Consider the following 18,906-nt stretch of genomic DNA (forward strand, 5'->3'; position numbering starts at 1 on the left):
ACATAGAAAAAATAATTGCATAAAGTAGGAGAGTGAACGCATGAGTATTATTAAGGACAAATTATTAGCCTTTATGAAGGAAGAGGCCTATAAGCCAATGACAGCTGAGGAACTATCAAATATTTTCGATGTTGATTTTAAAGAGCTTAAGACCTTTTATAAAATACTTGATGAAATGGAAGAGGAGGGCTTGATAGTTAAGACGAGGAAGAATCGCTATGGGATTTTAGAGAAGATGAATCTTGTAGTTGGAAAACTTCAGGGGAACCCCAAAGGGTATGGATTTTTAATTCCTGATGATGTTGGGATTGAAGATATTTATGTATCCGGGGAAAACATGAACGGCGCGATGAACAACGACAGGGTAATAGTAAAAATATTAAAGGAAAGAACTGCAAATAAAAGGGTTGAAGGGGAAGTTATAAGAATATTAAAAAGGGCAAACAACAAAGTCGTTGGAACCTTTGAAAAGAGCCAGAATTTTGGCTTTGTAATTCCAGATGATAAAAGGATTTATCAGGATATATTCATACCAAAAGCTGACATGAATGGTGCTAAAACGGGGTATAAAGTTGTTGTTGAAGTGACAAAATGGCCTGAGAATAGAAGAAACCCTGAAGGAAGAATAATAGAGATTCTTGGGAATAAGGATAAACCGGGAGTAGATATATTATCTATTATTAAAAAATACAATCTACCTGAAGAATTTCCGGAAGAAGTTGAAGAGTATGCAGAGTCGATTTCCGAGGAAATACCTGAAAAGGAAATAAATAGAAGAAGAGATTTAAGAAATTTAAAAATAGTTACAATCGATGGTGAAGATGCAAAGGATCTCGATGATGCGGTATCTATAGAAAAACTTCCAAACGGAAAATACAGACTTGGAGTACATATTGCTGATGTTACATATTATGTTAAAGAAAAATCCCCTCTTGATAAAGAAGCATTTGAAAGGGCAACAAGCGTTTATCTTGTTGACAGGGTTATTCCTATGCTTCCTAAAAAGCTCTCAAACGGTCTTTGCAGCTTAAATCCTAAGGTTGACAGGTTAACTCTATCCTGTGTTATGACAATAGATTCTACAGGTAAAGTAGTTGAGCATGAAATATTTGAAAGTATTATTAAAACCAGCGAAAGAATGACCTATACCGATGTTACTAAGATTTTAAGGGATAAAGATGAGGATACTATAAAAAGATATGATTACCTTTATGAAGATTTTAAGTTAATGGAGGAACTATGCAAAATACTTTATAACAAGAGGATGCAAAGAGGGGCGCTGGATTTTGATTTTGAAGAATGTAAAATAATATTAGATGAAAAGGGAAGACCTGTTGAAATTAAGCCCTATGAAAGGGAAATAGCAAACAGAATAATTGAAGAGTTTATGATTGTCTGCAATGAAACCGTTGCTGAATATATGTACTGGGCGGGGATTCCTTTTGTATACAGAATACACGAAAACCCTGATGAAGAAAAAATAAGGGTTTTCAGCGAATTTATATATAACCTTGGTTATTATTTAAAGCCTGTAGCGGATATGCATCCAAAGGTTTTGCAGGAGGTCTTAAATGCTGTAAAAGATAAACCTGAGCAGGTTATTATAGATACTCTTCTTTTGCGTTCTTTAAAGCAGGCAAGATACTCCCCAGAATCTACAGGACATTTTGGTCTTGCATCGAGATACTACTGCCATTTTACATCGCCTATCAGAAGGTATCCAGATCTTACAATACATAGGATTATAAAGGATTATATAAACGGCAGGATAGACGAAAAGAAGATGCAAAAGTACAGCAAATTTGTTGAAAAAGCTTCAAAACAGTCAAGCGATATGGAAAGATTAGCTCAGGAGGCTGAAAGGGAAACTGACGATCTTAAAAAGGTTGAGTATATGTCAGAGAGAATAGGGGAAGTATATGATGGAGTTATATCCTCGGTTACATCCTTTGGAATGTTTGTTGAACTTCCTAATACAATAGAAGGTCTCGTTCATATGAGCAATATGGATGATGATTACTATATATATGATGAGAAACACTATACTTTAATAGGAGAAAAGTTTAAAAAGGTATACAGGCTCGGAGATAAAGTGAAGGTTAAGGTTGTAAAAACTGATATTGACAGCAGAACCATAGACTTTACATTAGTTGAAGGGGAAGAAGAGTAACTTTTAAGGGGGATGGGCTTTGACAAAGAGATGATTCTATGATATATTGACATTAGGGATATTTATGATATAATATTAATCTACTCTATGATTGATGGTGTGATACTATGGGAACTGAAAGAAAAAACCTTGCTGAGAATAGAAAAGCAAGACATGACTATTTTATAGAAGAAACCTATGAAGCTGGTATTGAATTGTTTGGAACAGAAGTCAAATCAGTGAAACTTGGGAAAGCAAACCTTAAGGACAGTTATGCAGAAATTAAAAATAATGAGATTTATGTTTATAACATGCATATAAGCCCCTACGAAAAAGGCAATATTTTTAACAGAGATCCTTTAAGACCTAAAAAGCTTCTTATGCATAAAAGCGAGATAAGAAGGTTATCTGGTTATGTTTCACAAAAAGGTTATACTTTAGTTCCAATAGCACTGTATCAGATTAGAGGACTTGTTAAAGTAGAACTTGCCCTTGCAAAGGGTAAAAAGCTCTATGACAAACGTGAAGATATAGCAAAGCGCGATGCCCAAAGAGAAGTTGAAAAACACTTCAAAGAGATTTATAGATAATGCGGGGGCGTTTTGGCTTTCGACGGGGGTAATAGGGATTTAGGAAGCGAGTCGAGGATCCTGGTGCCTCGTTAAAAAACTGGGAATTAAATATAAACGCAAACGATAATTTAGCATTCGCTGCCTAAGCTGCAGCGCGTCAGCCTGAGAGGCCCACGGCTCAGAGTCTGGCGTCGACAGTGGGGTACCGAGCTCTACTAAGCTTTGCGTAGAGAACGGAATTTATGAAGCTACTGAACCTAAGAGCCTGTCTTTGGGCGCTTAGGAGAGGGAATGCCAAAACAAAGACTGCACTCGGAGATGCCTGAGTTTCTTTGCTTTCGGACAGGGGTTCAATTCCCCTCGCCTCCACCAAATTTGAACAACATATTGATACGATAGATAGAAGCCTTGAGAAATCAGGGCTTTTTTCTTTGGTAGGAAATTGGGAGCAAAAAAATTTTATCTATTTCAAAAAATTTGAAGGAGAATAAAATTTTAAGTAGAAAAGATATAATGATTGTTATTGTTAAAAGGATATTCACCCCATTAGCACAAAGAAATAGTCAAAGATTATAATGAGCATATCCAAACTATAATTGGATAACGCTCAGAAATAAAAACATGGTTACATTTAAGCTGACGGAACAGTTGCAGATGAAACGCCTTTAAATCCATATAATAGAGAAGAAATGAGTAATGAAAATGGAAGTGAAACAATACACCAGGTAGGATTTACAGAGAATAATCGAGAAGTTGGGGATAAAAATAACACCAGAAACGAAAAAGAAGTTGATAAACTATTGCCTTCAAATGATGGAGGAAACAGATACGGACGTGAGGGGAGTAGTTTTAACCTTCTTGGGAACATTCAGAACGGCGAGAATGGCAGGATTAACAGAGATGAAGGCTTTTCAGGAAGCACAAGATTGTGTAGAAGCCTTACTATAGACCCTGGGTTTATTATGAAATTGACAGGTGGTTCTAAAGCAGCAGAAGAGAATTTTTATGAAGACTTTTACTTTGAGAGTAAAAAAAGTATAGGGGGGTTAACTTATGAACCTTGTAGCTTTAACGGGTGCTGGCATATCAAAAGCAAGTGGTATTCCAACATTTAATGAAATGGGAAACTTAAGAGAAAAGCTAAGCAGGTCATTTTTTGAAAATAGTCCAGAAGAGTTTTATAAAATATTAATTGAAATGAAAGAAAAAATAGAAAGAGCAGAGCCTAACCCTGCTCATATTGCTCTTGCAAAATATAATATTCCAATAATTACAATGAACATTGATGGACTGCATAAAAAAGCTGGCAGTAAAAATGTTATTGAAATTCATGGGAATTTAGAATTTGTTAAATGCCCTAAATGCAATAAGCTATATGATTTTGATATAGTTAAAAAGACGATTTATTGTAATGACTGCAAAACCTTATTTCAACCTAATGTTGTCCTTTATGGGGATACAATCCCTTTATTTTTCAATGCGATAGATCTTATAGGTTCAGCTGATGAACTGCTTGTTGTTGGAACATCATTTTACACATCAACTGCGACAGAACTTGTAAACAGAGCAAAATTTGCAGGAATTAATGTGACTATAATAAATGATAAAGCAGAAGAGAATGTTCCTAAGTTTTTACAAAGTGTTTTTAAATAGTTATTTTTTTCTTACGCTAATATACTTTAATAACGTCACCTTTCTTGTTATACTCTACTCCCATAAGAAAAGAATCTGGGAATTTTTGAACAGAATAAGCTAAACTGCCCGATGGGAAGTAGGTAAATGTTCCTTCATACCAATATATTAACATAGGTCCGCTTCAGGTGGGGAAAAAATCGTCCTGAATTTTATTTACAATAACAGCTGGATATCTTGTAAGAATTAATTTTGTGTTTTAAACAAAATAATTTGAAGAATAACTATTGAGATTTAATTAAACGCCATAGTGTAGTTCGGCTTATTCCAAGGCTTTCAGCGGCTTTGCTTTGATTGCCATTTTTCGCTTCAAGCACCATAGTTACAATTTCTTTATTGATTTCACTGAGCGGTCGGGATAGATCAAGAGGCTTTGTTGAATCTTTTGCATGAATAGAAGCAGCAGTAATGGTTCGCTCTTTATTTAGGGCTTCCTGCACATCATCAGAATTAATATATGGTTCGGTCACCATTATAACGAGGTTTCTCATGACTCGGCTTAATTGTGTATAATTAAATGGCCAGTCGAAATTGCGTAGCATTTCCATTGCGTCTTGAGAAACACCTAAAATTTGTTTTGCCAAATCTATATTCAGTCTGTTAAGATAAAGGTTTACAATTGAATCTATACGTGATGGATCGTTTCTCAATGCAGGAAGAGTGATTATGAAGCAGTGCAGGCGATTTACAAATGTCATTGCATTTGAATCAAACGTTCCTTCGGAGTTACTTATACATGAAAAAATGACTCTATTTCTCTTGCAAATCTCCATATCTGTTATAGCAATCAAAAGCTGTTTTTGCTGCTGCTCGCTTAGAGAATTTACACTCTTAATAAAAATAGTATTGCCTGCACCGCATAAGGGAGAATTATGATGATTTAAAAGATAATTCCATATTTTGTCACTTAACAGATCGCAGTCAATTTGGATAAATGGTTGATTTTTCATGGAACTGCGCAAATATATGGCTTTGGCGATTTGCTCTTTTCCTGTACCTTCCTCGCCTAAAATAATTACAGGATAGTTGTTTTGATTTACTTGATCAATAATATTATCAATTTGTGCGATGGAATCCATTACACTATAAGTACTATTAAAATATATATTTTCTACTTCTTTGTAATTGTAGTAATTGATGCCGCATTTGTTGCCGGCTAAAGGTGGCTTACTGACTGTAAAATAGAATGCTACATATTCTGATTCATTTGAAACTATTCGTTGGGCTTGAATAGAATAAAGCAGATTGTTTTGTCTGGATAAAAAGCGACGTTTTCCTTTGGTAGGTACTTGGCTTATTTTTTCATGTAGAATATCTAAAATAATAGTATCATCTTCTGAAACAGTAGAATAAAATAGCTTTCCATCACTAGTGAAAACTACTGTGTGGGAGTCTCTACCCTGAATAAGCTGCCTTAAGAAGTGATTTTCATCTCTTAGATGGCTATAGTTACTACAATACAGGATAGCAGTATTAAACGCATCACGAATGCTTTCAATACCGGATGTAATCAAAAATGCATTCATGCCGAGTCCTCGGGCAGTCATATAGGTAATCATATCGCAAAGGATAGCATGATAACCAGCATTTTTTAATTGCTGTAAAATGGCAATGGCCTCTTCTGTTGAATTGATAGTAAACACATCAATGTTATATGGAAGCATCTCCTTTAAAGACAAGAGCTCTTCTGTAATATTTGAGAATCCAACAACCGCAACTTTTCTAATTCCAGCACCTGATAATTTTAAAGTGCGCAAAATATCATAGGCAGATGTTTTGATTTCAATTACAGGCAGTGAAACAAATTGTTGAACTAATTTAGCAGTACCACCTCGCGATATAATGACATCAAAGTTTGTATGGAAATTAGTTTGCGCAATTTCGACACCTTTTTTTAAATCGCCAATTGCAATAGTCATGTCTATATTAGGGTACTCTTCTGCAAGTTTGATCAATAAAGATTCCATGCTGGCATAAGGTGCAATAGCTAAAATTCGTATTTTTGAAGGCATTTTTCCTCGCTCCTTACTAAGAGTGTATAAAAATGAAACACTATAACAATAATATTATAACATAATTACAAAAAACACAATATTTTTTGACTGATGTTTCAAAATTAAACGAAAAATAAAACTATTTTCGTTTAACATCATTTCGAGTTTTAGTACAATAATCACATCAAGAGAAAAAACCTGAATAGCCAGTGGGAAAACTTAACGGTATTTCAGTTTTGAACAGATGAAATCAGCGAATTAATTTAAGGGGGCACTACATGGTTAAACTATTGATAATTGCAGATGATTTTACAGGGGCACTGGATACAGGTGTGCAGTTTGCTGAAAAAGGCGCCAGAACCTATATTATGGTTGATTCTAAAATCGATTACACAAAAATATCTTCCAACATAGAGGTATTGGTAATTGATACGGAGACTCGTCATTTAGACAAGACAGAAGCTTATCAAATTGTATTCTCAATTGTACAAGAAGCAAGAAAAATCGGTATTCCTTATATTTATAAAAAAACTGATTCTGCCTTGCGTGGAAATATTGGTGTAGAACTTACCGCAGTATTGAAGGCAAGTGGAGAAAGACACATCCACTTTATACCTGCATTTCCGCAAATGGGACGTACTACGGTAAATGGAATCCATTATGTAAATGGTGTTCCCATAGCGCAAAGTGTTTTCGGAAATGATCCATTTGATCCGGTTCGTTATTCAGATATTAAAGAAATTATTGCTACTCAATCTGAAATCGAAACCCATATTATTGGTACTGACATTCCGGAAACCTGTTCATCCGCAGAAGGTATACTGGTTTACGATTCAAGCTGCAATCAGGATCTTGAGAATATTGCAGTTGAGTTAGTAAGAAAAGGTGAAATTCACCTGATAGCTGGCTGTGCGGGGTTTGCCTGCATGCTGCCGAAAATGCTGCAACTTGGTGGAGAACAGCGCCGAGTGCCTGAAATAAAAGATAGCATACTTGTTGTATGTGGAAGTGTTAATCCTGTTTCAGTTGCTCAATGCGATGATGCTGAACGAAAAGGCGCACCACGTTTTCGGCTCACTCCGGAGCAAAAACTGTATCCTGATTGGGCAGAAAGTAGCAGTGCAGATGTATTTATTGAGAAAATATATGATTCCTGTAAAGAGAATGATATTGTTATCCTTGATACAAACGATAGAGAAAATGTTGAAAGTACAGCCATTTATGCACAGAAAAAAGGAATTACCTTAGAACAAATGCGTACATATATTGTATCTGCCATAGGAATTATTTTGAAAAGGCTGATTGATAACGGACTTGAAAGTACCATCTTTATCATAGGCGGTGATTCTCTTATAGGTTTTGTACGTCAGGCTGGGATTAAGGTAATTTCTCCTATTTGCGAAATGGAGTGTGGAGTTGTGCTCTCACAACTTGAGTATAACGGAAAAACATTAAATGTTATTTCAAAATCCGGAGGCTTCGGTCAGGAAACGATGTTTAGCGATTTGGTTAAAATGTTATCAAAATTAAACGAAGGGAAGAGAGTATAAAATGCTTGAAAAATACAATCTCAAAATACCGCATGCAGTATACAGTGGTGAGAATGCCCTGGAAAACATAATAGCAATCCTTAGAGAGAATCAGGTCAAAAAATTGGCAATTTTTACGGATAAGGGAATTGAAGATGCAGGTCTTCTAAACTACCCAATGAAAATAATAGAACAGTCTGGAGCTGAAACAGTTGTGCTTGATGATTTGCCGCCTGAGCCTACATATGGTCAAGCCCAAAAGCTTGTTGATCAATTTAAAGCAAGTGGGGCTGATTTTATAATGGCAGTAGGCGGCGGCAGCGTTATGGATACTGCAAAGCTGGCCAGTGTACTTGCAACAAATCAATATAGCATTAATGAATTGTTGAACAGTCCTGACCTTGCAGAGAAATGTGTAAAGACTTTAATGATACCTACAACGGCCGGAACTGGAGCTGAAGCTACACCCAATGCTATTGTAGCAGTACCTGAGAAAGAGTTAAAAGTCGGCATTGTTAATGATAACATGATTGCAGATTATGTTATTCTGGATGCAGTTATGATCAAAAATTTACCTAGGAAAATTGCAGCTTCAACTGGGGTAGATGCATTAGCACATGCAATTGAATGCTTTACCAGTAATAAGGCAAATCCTTTCAGTGATATTTTTGCTTTGGAAGCTTTAGACATGATTCTTAATAATATCATTAAAGCTTGTGATTCTCCTGAAGATATGGAAGCAAAGAACAAAATGCAAATTGCAAGCTTTTACGCTGGTGTTGCAATTACTGCTTCGGGAACAACTGCAGTTCATGCTTTAAGTTATCCTCTTGGCGGTAAATATCATATTCCACACGGCGTTTCAAATGCTATTCTTTTGGCGCCTGTCATGAGATTCAATGAACCGGTGTGTCGTGAAAAATTTGCTGCAGTATACGACCGCTGTGTTCATAATAAAAAAGAATGCATAACTGTGGAAGAAAAAAGCGCATTTATAATCAATAAATTGGAAGAAATAGTTAAGCATTTAGACATACCAACCAGCCTTTCTGTATTTGGAGTACCAGCATCTGATTTAGAAACTCTTGTGAACGCAGGCATGCAGGTTACGAGACTTTTAAATAATAATATGCGCAAAGTTACCAATGAAGATGCTCGTGCATTATATAAGGAGATCCTTTAACAGAGTTGTCTTATAATAAAACATGCGAAGTTAAAGAAATTATCATGTTAATCATTCGGATTTAAGGGGAGATAGAAATGTTTAACTTACCGAAAATTGGCATTACTATGGGTGATCCTGCTGGAAATGGACCGGAAATAACGGTTCAGGCACTTTTACACAAAGATATATATGAGCGATGCCGACCTATAGTTGTTGGTGATGCTATGATCTTTGAAAAGGCTGCTGCTATCTTAGGGCATCCAGAAATAAAGATCCATAGAATTTCACAAGTTTCTGAGGCATTATTTGAATATGGAACTATTGACGTATTTCATATGGATCTTATTGATCCTGATAAGTTTGAATATGGAAAGGTTTCTGAAATGTGCGGTATGGCAGCTTTTTTATGTGTTAAAAAGGTGATTGAGCTGGCCATGAAAGGCGAAATAGATGCTACATGTACTAATGCACTCAATAAGGAAGCGATGAATAAAGCACTTGCTCCTAAAGGACTGCATTTTGATGGCCACACTGAAATTTATGCTAAATATACAAATACGAAAAAATATACTATGATGCTTGCACATCACGACCTGAGGGTGGTTCATGTATCAACTCACTGCTCTCTTAGAGAAGCCTGCGATCGTGTTAAAAAGGATCGTGTACTTGAAGTTATAAGAATTGCTGATAAAGCTTGCAGGGAAATGGGAATTTTAAAGCCTCGTGTAGCTGTTGCCGGACTCAATCCTCATTCTGGTGAAAATGGTCTGTTTGGAAGGGAAGAAATAGATGAGATAATTCCTGCCATCAAAGCAGCACAGGCTGAAGATATAAATGTGGATGGGCCAATTCCTCCGGATAGTTTATTCCCTAAAGCACTTGGCGGATGGTATGATATTGTGGTTGCCATGTATCACGATCAAGGGCATATTCCACTAAAAACAGTGGGATTCGTATATGATAGAGAACTCAAGAAGTGGAAAGAAGTGGAGGGGGTAAACGTAACATTAGGGCTTCCCATTATAAGAACTTCCGTGGATCATGGTACAGGTTTCGACCAGGCAGGTAAAGGTACTTCTAACGAACTTAGCCTTGTAAATGCTTTGGATTATGCGATTAAACTGGCACAAAACAAATGTAATCTATGAAAAGTTTTCGTAGTTTTTAGAAGTTTGAACATAAATTCAATTCTTAGACATATTAACTAACAATTTTTACTACAAGCAGACAAAATTCATTTACAAATAAAGTAAAGCTAATAAGTTCAAGTATTTAACAAATGATTATAAATTTTAAATTAGGAGGAGAACAATATGCAATACGCAAAGCTACCTGGTCTGACATGGGATGGTACCATCTACCAAAATGATGACATGGGAACGTTGGAGGCACTGCTGCCAACGGGAGGATACCCTACTGCACATTCACCGGCAATGCTGGAACTGCCTAATGGCGACCTGCTATGCTGCTGGTTTGCAGGTACCTACGAGGGCAGTGCAGATATCCACATCATCTGCTCTAGACTGCCTAAGGATGCACCGGCCTGGTTGCCGCCAGTAGAAATATCTAACGATCCTACTCGCAGTGAGCAGAACCCGTCATTGTTTTATGGTCCTGATAATGCCATTTGGTGCATGTACACCGCCCAGCTAGACCGACAGGAAGGCAAGGATAACATGCAGTATACAGCTGTGGTTCGCTGTCAAAAGAGTTACGACGGCGGTAAGACTTGGGGACCATATGAGACGATTTTCCCAGAGGAGGGGACATTCTGCCGTCAGCCAATACAGGTATTGTCCAACGGACGTTGGATTTTTTCAAACTGGCTGTGCACTGATTCAGAAGATGGGCTGTCTGGAGATCCTACCGCCTTCCGTATCTCTGACGACGAGGGAAAGACTTGGAAGATGGTCATGATGCCCAAGAGTAATGGTCATGTTCACGCCAATGTGGTTGAGTTGGAAAACGGACATCTTGTTGCTTTTATGCGCAATCGAGAGGCTTACCGAATTCACCGCAGCGAGTCCTTTGATTGGGGCGAGACTTGGAGCGAACCAGTACCAACCCCACTTCCAAACAATAATTCCAGCATAAGCGCAATAAGATTGCAGAGTGGCCGCATAGCAATTGCATACAACCCGACATCTACACCAGATCCTCATCCTGGCAAGGCTGCTTGGCCTGGTCTGCGTTGCCCGGTGGCGGTAGCTCTTTCTGAGGACGGCGGTCTGACTTTTCCTATTGTACGTTGGATTGAAAGAGGAGAGGGTTTTATGGGCGATGAAAATAGAACCAATAATCGTCAGTACGAGTATCCGTATCTAATGCAATCTGCTGACGGAACACTACATCTATCTTATGCATCTCATACTCGTCTTGGAATAAAATATGTTCGCTTTACCGAACAGGATGTATTGGGGAAAAAGAGGGAGAGGGTGGGACTCTATAATCCTACAGCTGCCCAGATTCGCTAAGAGAATATATATGATTTGAAAATATTTAATATTTATAAAATAAAAATGCCCCACGTCTAATTAAATGGAGAAAACTTCATGGAATACATGACATCCATACTGAAGACAACAAATTTGAAATCATATAAATTATTAAACAAATAGAAAGGGAGAACGTTATTATGAAGAATGTTGAATTAAAAGGCATTATCCCACCTATATTAACCCCTATGAATCCAGATGAATCGATTAATCTGAAGGAGCTGTGTAACCAGATTGAAAGGCTGTTGGAAGGTGGCGTTCATGGTTTGTTCACATTTGGAACTAACGGTGAAGGTTACATACTAAGCGAAAATGAAAAAATTCAGATCCTTGAGGCTACCATCGATCAAGTAAAAGGACGTGTTCCTGTATACGCAGGTACTGGATGTATTTCTACTGCTGATACCATTCGTATAAGCAAGAAGGCTCAAGAACTTGGCGCAGATGTGCTATCCATTATCACTCCCAGTTTTGCTGTTGCTTCACAAAAAGAACTTTACGACCATTATGTGGAAATTGCTAAACATGTAGATATTCCAATCGTGTTGTATAATATTCCAGCACGTACAGGCAACAAATTGCTTCCTGAAACCGTTGCAAAATTGGCTAAGGATGTAGATGTGATAATGGGTGTTAAGGATTCCAGCGGCGACTGGAATAACTTGCTTGCCTACATCGACCTTACAAAAGACTTGGACAAAGACTTCCGTGTTCTCTCCGGTAACGATTCACTAATTTTATCTTGCCTTGAAGCAGGCGGCGCAGGTGGAATCGCTGGATGCGCTAATGTATATCCTCATGTTCTGGTATCTATATATGAATTATTTAAGGCTGGTAAGCTGGAAGAAGCTAAAGTAGCTCAGGACTCCATCGCCTCCTTCCGTGCTGTATTCAAATATGGAAACCCTAACACTGTTGTTAAAAAGGCTGTTTCTTTGCTGGGTTACCCTGTTGGAGACTGTCGCCGTCCATTTAATTACCTATGTGACGAAGGCATTGACGCACTAAAACAAGTTTTGAAAGAAAACACTGACAAAGGGATGCGATAGTAAGAGAACGTTTTAATTTATAAAATTGTCCCTAACTGCGAAAAAATTTTTTTAAATAAAAGAGAGGAGATAAAAGAAATGACTATTCCAATGATTATTGCCCTTTCTATTACTTTATTCATGGTTATTTTAATCATGACGGACAAGCTTCCCTTCGGTGCACCTCCACTTCTTGCATGCCTGCTAATGGTTCTTTTTGGAGTAACAGATATCAAGACTGCTTTTGGAGGTTTTTCTAACGCTACTGTTATTATGCTTGCTTCTTTCATGGCAATTGTAGCTGCTCTAGAAAAAACTAGCTTTATTGGTGCATTTAGAAGAACAATTTTAAAAATGGCTAACCATGGTGGCTATAAGGCCTATGTTCTGTTATTTATTATAGTTATGTTAGCTTGCAGTATATTCGGTACAGGTTCAACTGCATTCTACGTTCTCACTTTAGGTATATTATCTACTATACAGTATACTGACAAGCTACCACGTGGTAAAGTTATTGCTGCTGCCGGTTTTGCATGTAACCATCCACTAATTCCTGTAAACGTAACATTACAATATGGTGTTGTTATTGCAGTTTTAGAAGCTGCTGGTTCAGCTATTACCAAAGTTAACTTAGTAAAATTTTCTATTTTAAACTTAATGCTTTCATTAGCTTATATAGCATGGGCTTTAATTGGTTATAAAGTTCTACCTAACAAAAACGTTGAAGATACAAAAAGTGGAAACGATAAAGTGCAAGAAACAGTTTACGATTTACCAAAATGGAAAGAATATACAACGTATGCAGCCTTTTTGGCAGCTGTTGCTGGCATGATTCTTCAAAGTAAATTTGGCAACGCAGCATATATGATTCCTGGTTTAGCTGCATGTTTGGTTTTAGTTATAGGTGTTTTGAATTTCAATGAAGTTCGTAACAACATCGGTGCTCCAATTATTTTGATGACTGCTGGTGTTATTGGTGTTGCCGATGCTCTTGGAAGTACAGGCTTAACTGCTTTAGTTGGTAAAACTGTGGCTAATATGCTTGGTACTAACGTTAGTCCTTTTATACTAATCTTTACTTTCTGTGTGCTGACAAGTGTACTAGCAACCCTTACAGGATCCACTTTAGGTACTGTGTATGTATTTGCACCTATGGCTATTGCTACTTGTATGAGTCTGGGGCTAAATCCAACTGCTGCCGCTGCAGCAATCGTAATTTCAGGCTGGAACGGTCATTTCTTACCAATTGATGGTATGCCAGCTATGGTAATGGGAATTGGTAAGTATAAGCTAACAGAATTTTGGAAATACACAATTCCAATGTATTTCATCCGTTTAATTGCTTTGACAGTTGCAGCTGTATTGATTTTTCCAATGTAAGCTCAAAATTACTTAAATGAATTTATACCCTTATTGCATAAGAGAGATTTATGGTCTCTCTTATGCCTTACGACAAGTAAAATGCTACAAAATAAGCAGTGACTGAACGTATTCAATATGTGCAAAAAAACATCCAATTTATATAAAACGGATAATATTACAAAATTTTGAGAAAGAGGTATGATTATGAATAGTAAATTTGAACTAGAACATATAGGCATTAACACCCCAAATGCTGATGAGGCAGAAAAACTAACTCAGCTTCTTAGCATGATGTTTAATCTGGAGCCTCGTCACGGACAAAAGTCCGAATTCGCCGGCCCTTACTTTGAGTGTATGAAGGCACCATTTCTGGGTGCAAACGGTCATATCGCTATGCGTACACCTGATTTAACAGCTGCTGTAGAAGAGTTGAAAGAGAAAGGCTTCTCCTTCAACATGGATACTGCTGCATATTTTGAGGATGGTAAACTGAAGAATGTTTATTTAGACGGCGAGTTTGGCGGCTTTGCCATCCATATTATGCAGAAATAACGGTAAAAGCAGTTTAAACAACTTTAGCATTTATAAATACAAGCTTCCAGAGTTTGAGGGCTTTGACTATCCCAATGTACTTTGTACTTTTGGATAAATACTATTGCCATTTAGGAAGCCTTGTAAATTATGTTATTCACAAAAGGCTTGAATTTGAACTTGCTGCTTAAGAACACTTCAAAATGTATAGTACTGCGCAGTAAGATATTATAACTTGTAAAGATGAGGGAAAATTATGAATCAAGAATGGTACAATAAAACAGTCAAAGAAGTAGAAGAAGAGCTGTCAGTTACCATTGATTATGGTCTGACAATGGAACAAGTCAATGATCGTATTCAAAAATATGGATTTAATGAATTAAAGGAAAAAGATAATGAAACACTGCTTCAAAAAATAATTGATCAGTTAAAGGATTTTTTGGTAATTATACTTATTATTGCAAGTATTATTTCAGCTTGTATAGGCGAAGTAGCAGATTCAATGGTAATCATCGCAATTGTTATTGTGAATGCGGTACTTGGAGTCATTCAGGAAGGCAAGGCTGAAAAGGCGCTGGAAGCCTTAAAGAAAATGGCTGCTCCCAATGCCAAGGTTTTAAGAAATGGGAAAATTGAAGTAGTTCCTGCAAGGATGCTTGTTCCGGGAGATATAATAGTTATCGAAACAGGAGATATAATTCCTGCCGATATCAGAATTATTGAAAGTATAAACCTTAAAGTTGAAGAAGCTTCATTAACCGGAGAGTCGGTTTCTGTAGAAAAGAATGCACAAAGAATTTTCGAAGGAGAGGTTGGACTCGGTGACAGGGTTAATATGGGGTACATGAGTACAATAGTTACTTATGGCCGAGGCAAAGGGGTTGTTATTGGTACAAACCATAATACTGAAATCGGTAAAATAGCGAATAAAATACAGAATATTGAAGATGAAGAAACTCCTCTTCAGCATAATTTGGATCAATTGGGAAAATGGCTTGGCGTAATATGCCTTGGTGTTTGTGTCGTTGTGTTTGTTCTTGGCTTTTTACGAGGTGGCAACATAATGCAGATGTTTATGGAATCAGTAAGCCTTGCAGTGGCTGCAATTCCTGAAGGCCTTCCTGCCGTTGTTACAATAGTTCTTGCTCTTGGTATGAAACGAATGGTAGGCAGAAACGCCATCGTCAGGAAGCTTCTGGCTGTTGAAACCCTTGGCTGTGTAGATGTTATCTGCTCAGATAAAACAGGTACATTGACACAAAATGAAATGACAGTTGTAGGTCTTTATGCAGGAGGGAAGAAAGTAAAAGTTACCGGGCAGGGATATAATCCTTCTGGAGAGTTTGTTGATAGAAATGAAAATAAATTTAATCCTAAAGATAGTGAAGATATAAAATTATTGCTATTGATTGGTGCTCTATGTAACGATGCTTCCCTTATTAAAAAGGAAGATAATAACTGGGGAATACTTGGAGATCCAACTGAAGGTGCATTGATTGTAGCTGGGGCAAAAGCCGGTTTTATGAAAGAGGAAATAAGCGGCATTTACCCCCGTACAGCAGAAATACCTTTTGATTCTGATAGAAAAATGATGACTACTTTTCATAAGAATTTTAACAATGGTATTGCTTCATTCACAAAGGGTGCACCCGATATAGTCCTTAAAAAATGTACAAAAGTATTTTCAAATGGGCAGATTATTAATCTTACTGATCAAATGAGAAAGGAAATACATGAAGCAAACAGTTCCTTTGCAAATGCAGCTCTGAGAGTTCTCGCATTTGCATATCGTCAATATACTGATTTGCCTGAGGATATATCCTCTGAAAATATAGAAAATGATATGATATTTGTAGGACTTATGGGAATGATAGATCCTGCAAGGGCTGAAGCTAAAGCTGCTATAGAAGTCTGCAGAAAAGCAGGAATAAAGCCTGTTATGATTACAGGAGATTATAAGGATACTGCCGTTGCCATTGCAAAGGATTTAAAACTTATGAAGGATGGCGATGGAGTATTAACAGGGCAGGAATTGGAAAATATGTCTGATGAAGAACTTATAAAGAGTGTTGAAAATACAAGTGTTTATGCAAGAGTTTCTCCTGAGCATAAGGTACGTATAGTTGACGCACTTAGGAAAAATGGACACATCACATCAATGACAGGTGATGGTGTAAATGATGCAATGGCTTTGAAACGTGCTGATATTGGTGTGGCAATGGGTATTACTGGAACAGATGTTGCAAAGGGGACATCTGACATTATACTTACTGATGATAATTTCTCAAGTATTGTTTCGGCAGTAGAAGAAGGAAGAATTATATACAGCAATATAAGAAAGTTTGTATACTTCCTGCTCTCTTGTAATGTAGCTGAAATACTGATAATATTTACAAGCATACTTGTAGGGCTGCCTCTGCCCTTAACGCCAATACAGCTTTTATGGCTGAATCTTGTAACAGACAGCTTCCCGGCTTTAGCACTTGGTACTGAAAAAGGTGATCCTGATATAATGAACATGAAGCCTAGAAAAGCTGACGAACCAATTTTAAACAAGCACATGATAATAAATATTATTGTTCAAAGTATTATGCTCACTATAGCGGTTCTGTCCATATATTTATTTGCTTTAAATAAATATCCAGATTTTATGAATAATAAAGATCATCTTGCATATGCAAGGACATATGCCTTTACGGTATTGGTATGTGCTGAGCTGGTTATGTCTGTTTCCAGCCGTTCAGAGCGATATATCGTATTCAAGCTTGGATTATTCTCTAACAAAATATTGAACTGGGCACTGTTCATTTCATTTGCATTGATGGCTGTTGTAGTATATGTTCCTTTCCTGAGACCAATTTTTGGAACAATATATCTTCATCCCTTAGATCTGTCGATAATCCTAATACCATGTTTACTGCCATTTATTACAGGTGAGTTGTATAAGGTAATATGCAGGAAGTTAGCTTAAAGGTGTTACATATGTCATATCACATTTTTTAAAGATAAAAGCCTTGAGAGAAGAGCTTCAAGGCTTTTTATGTGCACCCGGTATAGACGACAGCTTGGCGGTGAAAGTCCGCTATGGGGTAAGCGTCAAAAAATTCCCGTGTTCATTAATTATTTATCCTTTGATAAAATAAATCCAGTAGAGTAAGCTGCAAAGCCTTCTACTGGATATTTTAGTCTTTTAAATATGAATATTTTTATTTTGAAGCTTTAATTCTTCAGGGAGCTCTTTTGACCATGGCATGTATTTTAATAGCGTAGCTGTATCTTTCTTGTCCAAATTACAAAGCACATCCATAAGATAAGTTAAATACTTTTCAACATTTAAATCATTTGATTTAGCCGTTTCTGCTATGCTATAGAGAATTGTACTTGCCTTAGCTCCCTTTTGCGTATTGCATAAAAGCCAATTTTTTCTTCCAATAACAAAAGGCTTTATTGCTCTCTCGGCTCCATTGTTATCGATCTCCAGGGAGCCATCAGTCAAAAATTCTCTAAAGCCTAACAGTAACTTTTTGCTATATTCAAGAGCCTGTCCTAAAGGACTTCTTGGAAGAGCATTTTTTAATTCTATATCAACATACTTTATGAATTCTTCAATGATTGGTGCTGATTTTTCAAGCCTTACTTCATAACGCTTTTTATAGAAATCATCACTACCTTGATATTTTTCTTTTAGTTCTTTTTCAATTTTGTAAAGTTGCTCGCAAAAATTAAACCCTATAACAGCTCTTGAATTTAATAGGGCTTCGCCTTCTAATTTTGAAACTATATCAAAATATTTTCGCCGTATATGAGCAAGGCAATAAATGTGCTTCACATTTTCTACAGAGTTGTATCCTTGATAACCATCTGTTTGAAGCACTCCAGTAAATCCTTTTAAGAATTCTTTAGGACAGGTACTGGATCTGGTTCTTTGATAGTCATATAAAATAATAGTATGTTCAGATTCCCCAGTCCTATAAAGCCACATGTATTTTTTAGATTTAGTATCTTCACCCTTAGAATCAACAACTGTTAAAGTCGTTTCATCAGCCTGAATGTAATGGCTTTTTAAAAGACTTTCCTTCATTACTTTATAGACTATTTCAAACTCATTAGCAGCACCTATTATCCAATTAGATAATGTTTGCCTTGAAAGGCTTACGCCAAGCATATCAAAATAGGCCTCTTGTCTGTAAAGAGGCATTGCATATTGATATTTAATATTTATAACATGGCTTAGAAGTTCATGAGATGCCATACTCTTATAAAGAAATGAGTTTGGGGCTTTAGTTGTAATAATATTTGTATTATCATCTGTTTTTTTACATGACTTACAAGCGTAGCTGTAGGTTACATGTTCTTCAATATAAAGCTCCGCTTTCTTATATTTTAAAA

The 18,906-nt window shown here is 36.7% G+C and carries 15 protein-coding genes and 1 other RNA gene; 13 read left to right on the forward strand and 3 right to left on the reverse strand.

The genetic code is table 11. The annotated features are described in order from the left end of the window. Positions 1 to 40 precede the first annotated feature (40 nt). From rnr to B5D15_RS10010, 5 genes are all read left to right on the forward strand, one after another. Complete coding sequence (rnr, locus tag B5D15_RS09990; RefSeq protein WP_078696981.1) at positions 41 to 2,170, forward strand: ribonuclease R; 2,130 nt, start codon at positions 41 to 43, stop codon at positions 2,168 to 2,170. Between the two features lie 107 nt (positions 2,171 to 2,277). Beyond that, positions 2,278 to 2,739 carry an SsrA-binding protein SmpB gene (gene smpB, locus B5D15_RS09995; RefSeq protein ID WP_078696982.1) on the forward strand — a complete coding sequence of 154 codons (462 nt, stop codon included), beginning with the start codon at positions 2,278 to 2,280 and terminating at the stop codon, positions 2,737 to 2,739. Positions 2,740 to 2,742: 3 nt separating this feature from the next. Next, positions 2,743 to 3,093: a transfer-messenger RNA gene (gene ssrA / locus B5D15_RS10000) on the forward strand. A gap of 317 nt (positions 3,094 to 3,410) precedes the next feature. Continuing rightward, positions 3,411 to 3,836 carry a hypothetical protein gene (locus tag B5D15_RS10005; protein ID WP_078696983.1) on the forward strand — a complete coding sequence of 142 codons (426 nt, stop codon included), beginning with the start codon at positions 3,411 to 3,413 and terminating at the stop codon, positions 3,834 to 3,836. Continuing rightward, positions 3,775 to 4,374 carry an SIR2 family NAD-dependent protein deacylase gene (locus B5D15_RS10010; RefSeq protein WP_078696984.1) on the forward strand — a complete coding sequence of 200 codons (600 nt, stop codon included), beginning with the start codon at positions 3,775 to 3,777 and terminating at the stop codon, positions 4,372 to 4,374. Before B5D15_RS10005 ends, B5D15_RS10010 begins: the two co-directional genes overlap by 62 nt. Positions 4,375 to 4,390: 16 nt before the next feature. Here the strand turns inward: B5D15_RS10010 and B5D15_RS15450 are convergent, their stop codons facing one another. Both B5D15_RS15450 and B5D15_RS10015 read right to left on the reverse strand, forming a co-directional pair. Continuing rightward, entirely contained in the window at positions 4,391 to 4,528 is a 138-nt protein-coding gene (locus tag B5D15_RS15450) for a hypothetical protein (protein ID WP_179122258.1), read from the reverse strand. A 109-nt stretch (positions 4,529 to 4,637) separates the two neighbouring features. Beyond that, positions 4,638 to 6,425: a sigma-54-dependent transcriptional regulator gene (locus tag B5D15_RS10015; protein ID WP_078696985.1), complete on the reverse strand. Its 1,788-nt coding sequence runs from the start codon at positions 6,423 to 6,425 to the stop codon at positions 4,638 to 4,640. Between the two features lie 260 nt (positions 6,426 to 6,685). On the opposite strand from B5D15_RS10015, the gene B5D15_RS10020 reads away from it, so the two are divergent. The 8 genes from B5D15_RS10020 to B5D15_RS10055 all read left to right on the forward strand — a co-directional run bounded on the left by B5D15_RS10020 (position 6,686) and on the right by B5D15_RS10055 (position 17,488). After that, positions 6,686 to 7,957 carry a four-carbon acid sugar kinase family protein gene (locus B5D15_RS10020; protein ID WP_078696986.1) on the forward strand — a complete coding sequence of 424 codons (1,272 nt, stop codon included), beginning with the start codon at positions 6,686 to 6,688 and terminating at the stop codon, positions 7,955 to 7,957. A gap of 1 nt (position 7,958) precedes the next feature. Then, complete coding sequence (locus B5D15_RS10025) at positions 7,959 to 9,119, forward strand: iron-containing alcohol dehydrogenase (RefSeq protein WP_078696987.1); 1,161 nt, start codon at positions 7,959 to 7,961, stop codon at positions 9,117 to 9,119. A gap of 77 nt (positions 9,120 to 9,196) precedes the next feature. Further along, positions 9,197 to 10,249 (forward strand): 4-hydroxythreonine-4-phosphate dehydrogenase PdxA, encoded by a 1,053-nt coding sequence (pdxA, locus tag B5D15_RS10030; RefSeq protein ID WP_078696988.1) that lies wholly within the window; start codon positions 9,197 to 9,199, stop codon positions 10,247 to 10,249. Positions 10,250 to 10,414: 165 nt separating this feature from the next. Continuing rightward, positions 10,415 to 11,575 (forward strand): sialidase family protein, encoded by a 1,161-nt coding sequence (locus B5D15_RS10035; protein ID WP_078696989.1) that lies wholly within the window; start codon positions 10,415 to 10,417, stop codon positions 11,573 to 11,575. A 161-nt stretch (positions 11,576 to 11,736) separates the two neighbouring features. Continuing rightward, complete coding sequence (dapA, locus tag B5D15_RS10040; protein WP_078696990.1) at positions 11,737 to 12,645, forward strand: 4-hydroxy-tetrahydrodipicolinate synthase; 909 nt, start codon at positions 11,737 to 11,739, stop codon at positions 12,643 to 12,645. Positions 12,646 to 12,723: 78 nt separating this feature from the next. Further along, positions 12,724 to 14,004, forward strand: a complete 1,281-nt coding sequence (locus tag B5D15_RS10045) for an SLC13 family permease (protein ID WP_078696991.1) — start codon at positions 12,724 to 12,726, stop codon at positions 14,002 to 14,004. Positions 14,005 to 14,190: 186 nt separating this feature from the next. Next, complete coding sequence (locus B5D15_RS10050; protein ID WP_078696992.1) at positions 14,191 to 14,538, forward strand: VOC family protein; 348 nt, start codon at positions 14,191 to 14,193, stop codon at positions 14,536 to 14,538. A gap of 235 nt (positions 14,539 to 14,773) precedes the next feature. After that, entirely contained in the window at positions 14,774 to 17,488 is a 2,715-nt protein-coding gene (locus tag B5D15_RS10055; RefSeq protein ID WP_143287282.1) for a cation-translocating P-type ATPase, read from the forward strand. Positions 17,489 to 17,707: 219 nt separating this feature from the next. Here the strand turns inward: B5D15_RS10055 and tnpC are convergent. Beyond that, positions 17,708 to 18,906: IS66 family transposase (gene tnpC / locus B5D15_RS10060; protein WP_078696994.1), on the reverse strand; the 1,199-nt coding region annotated here is incomplete at its 5' end.

The sequence above is a fragment of the Caloramator quimbayensis genome (assembly GCF_900167605.1).
Classification (GTDB): domain Bacteria; phylum Bacillota; class Clostridia; order Clostridiales; family Caloramatoraceae; genus Caloramator_B; species Caloramator_B quimbayensis.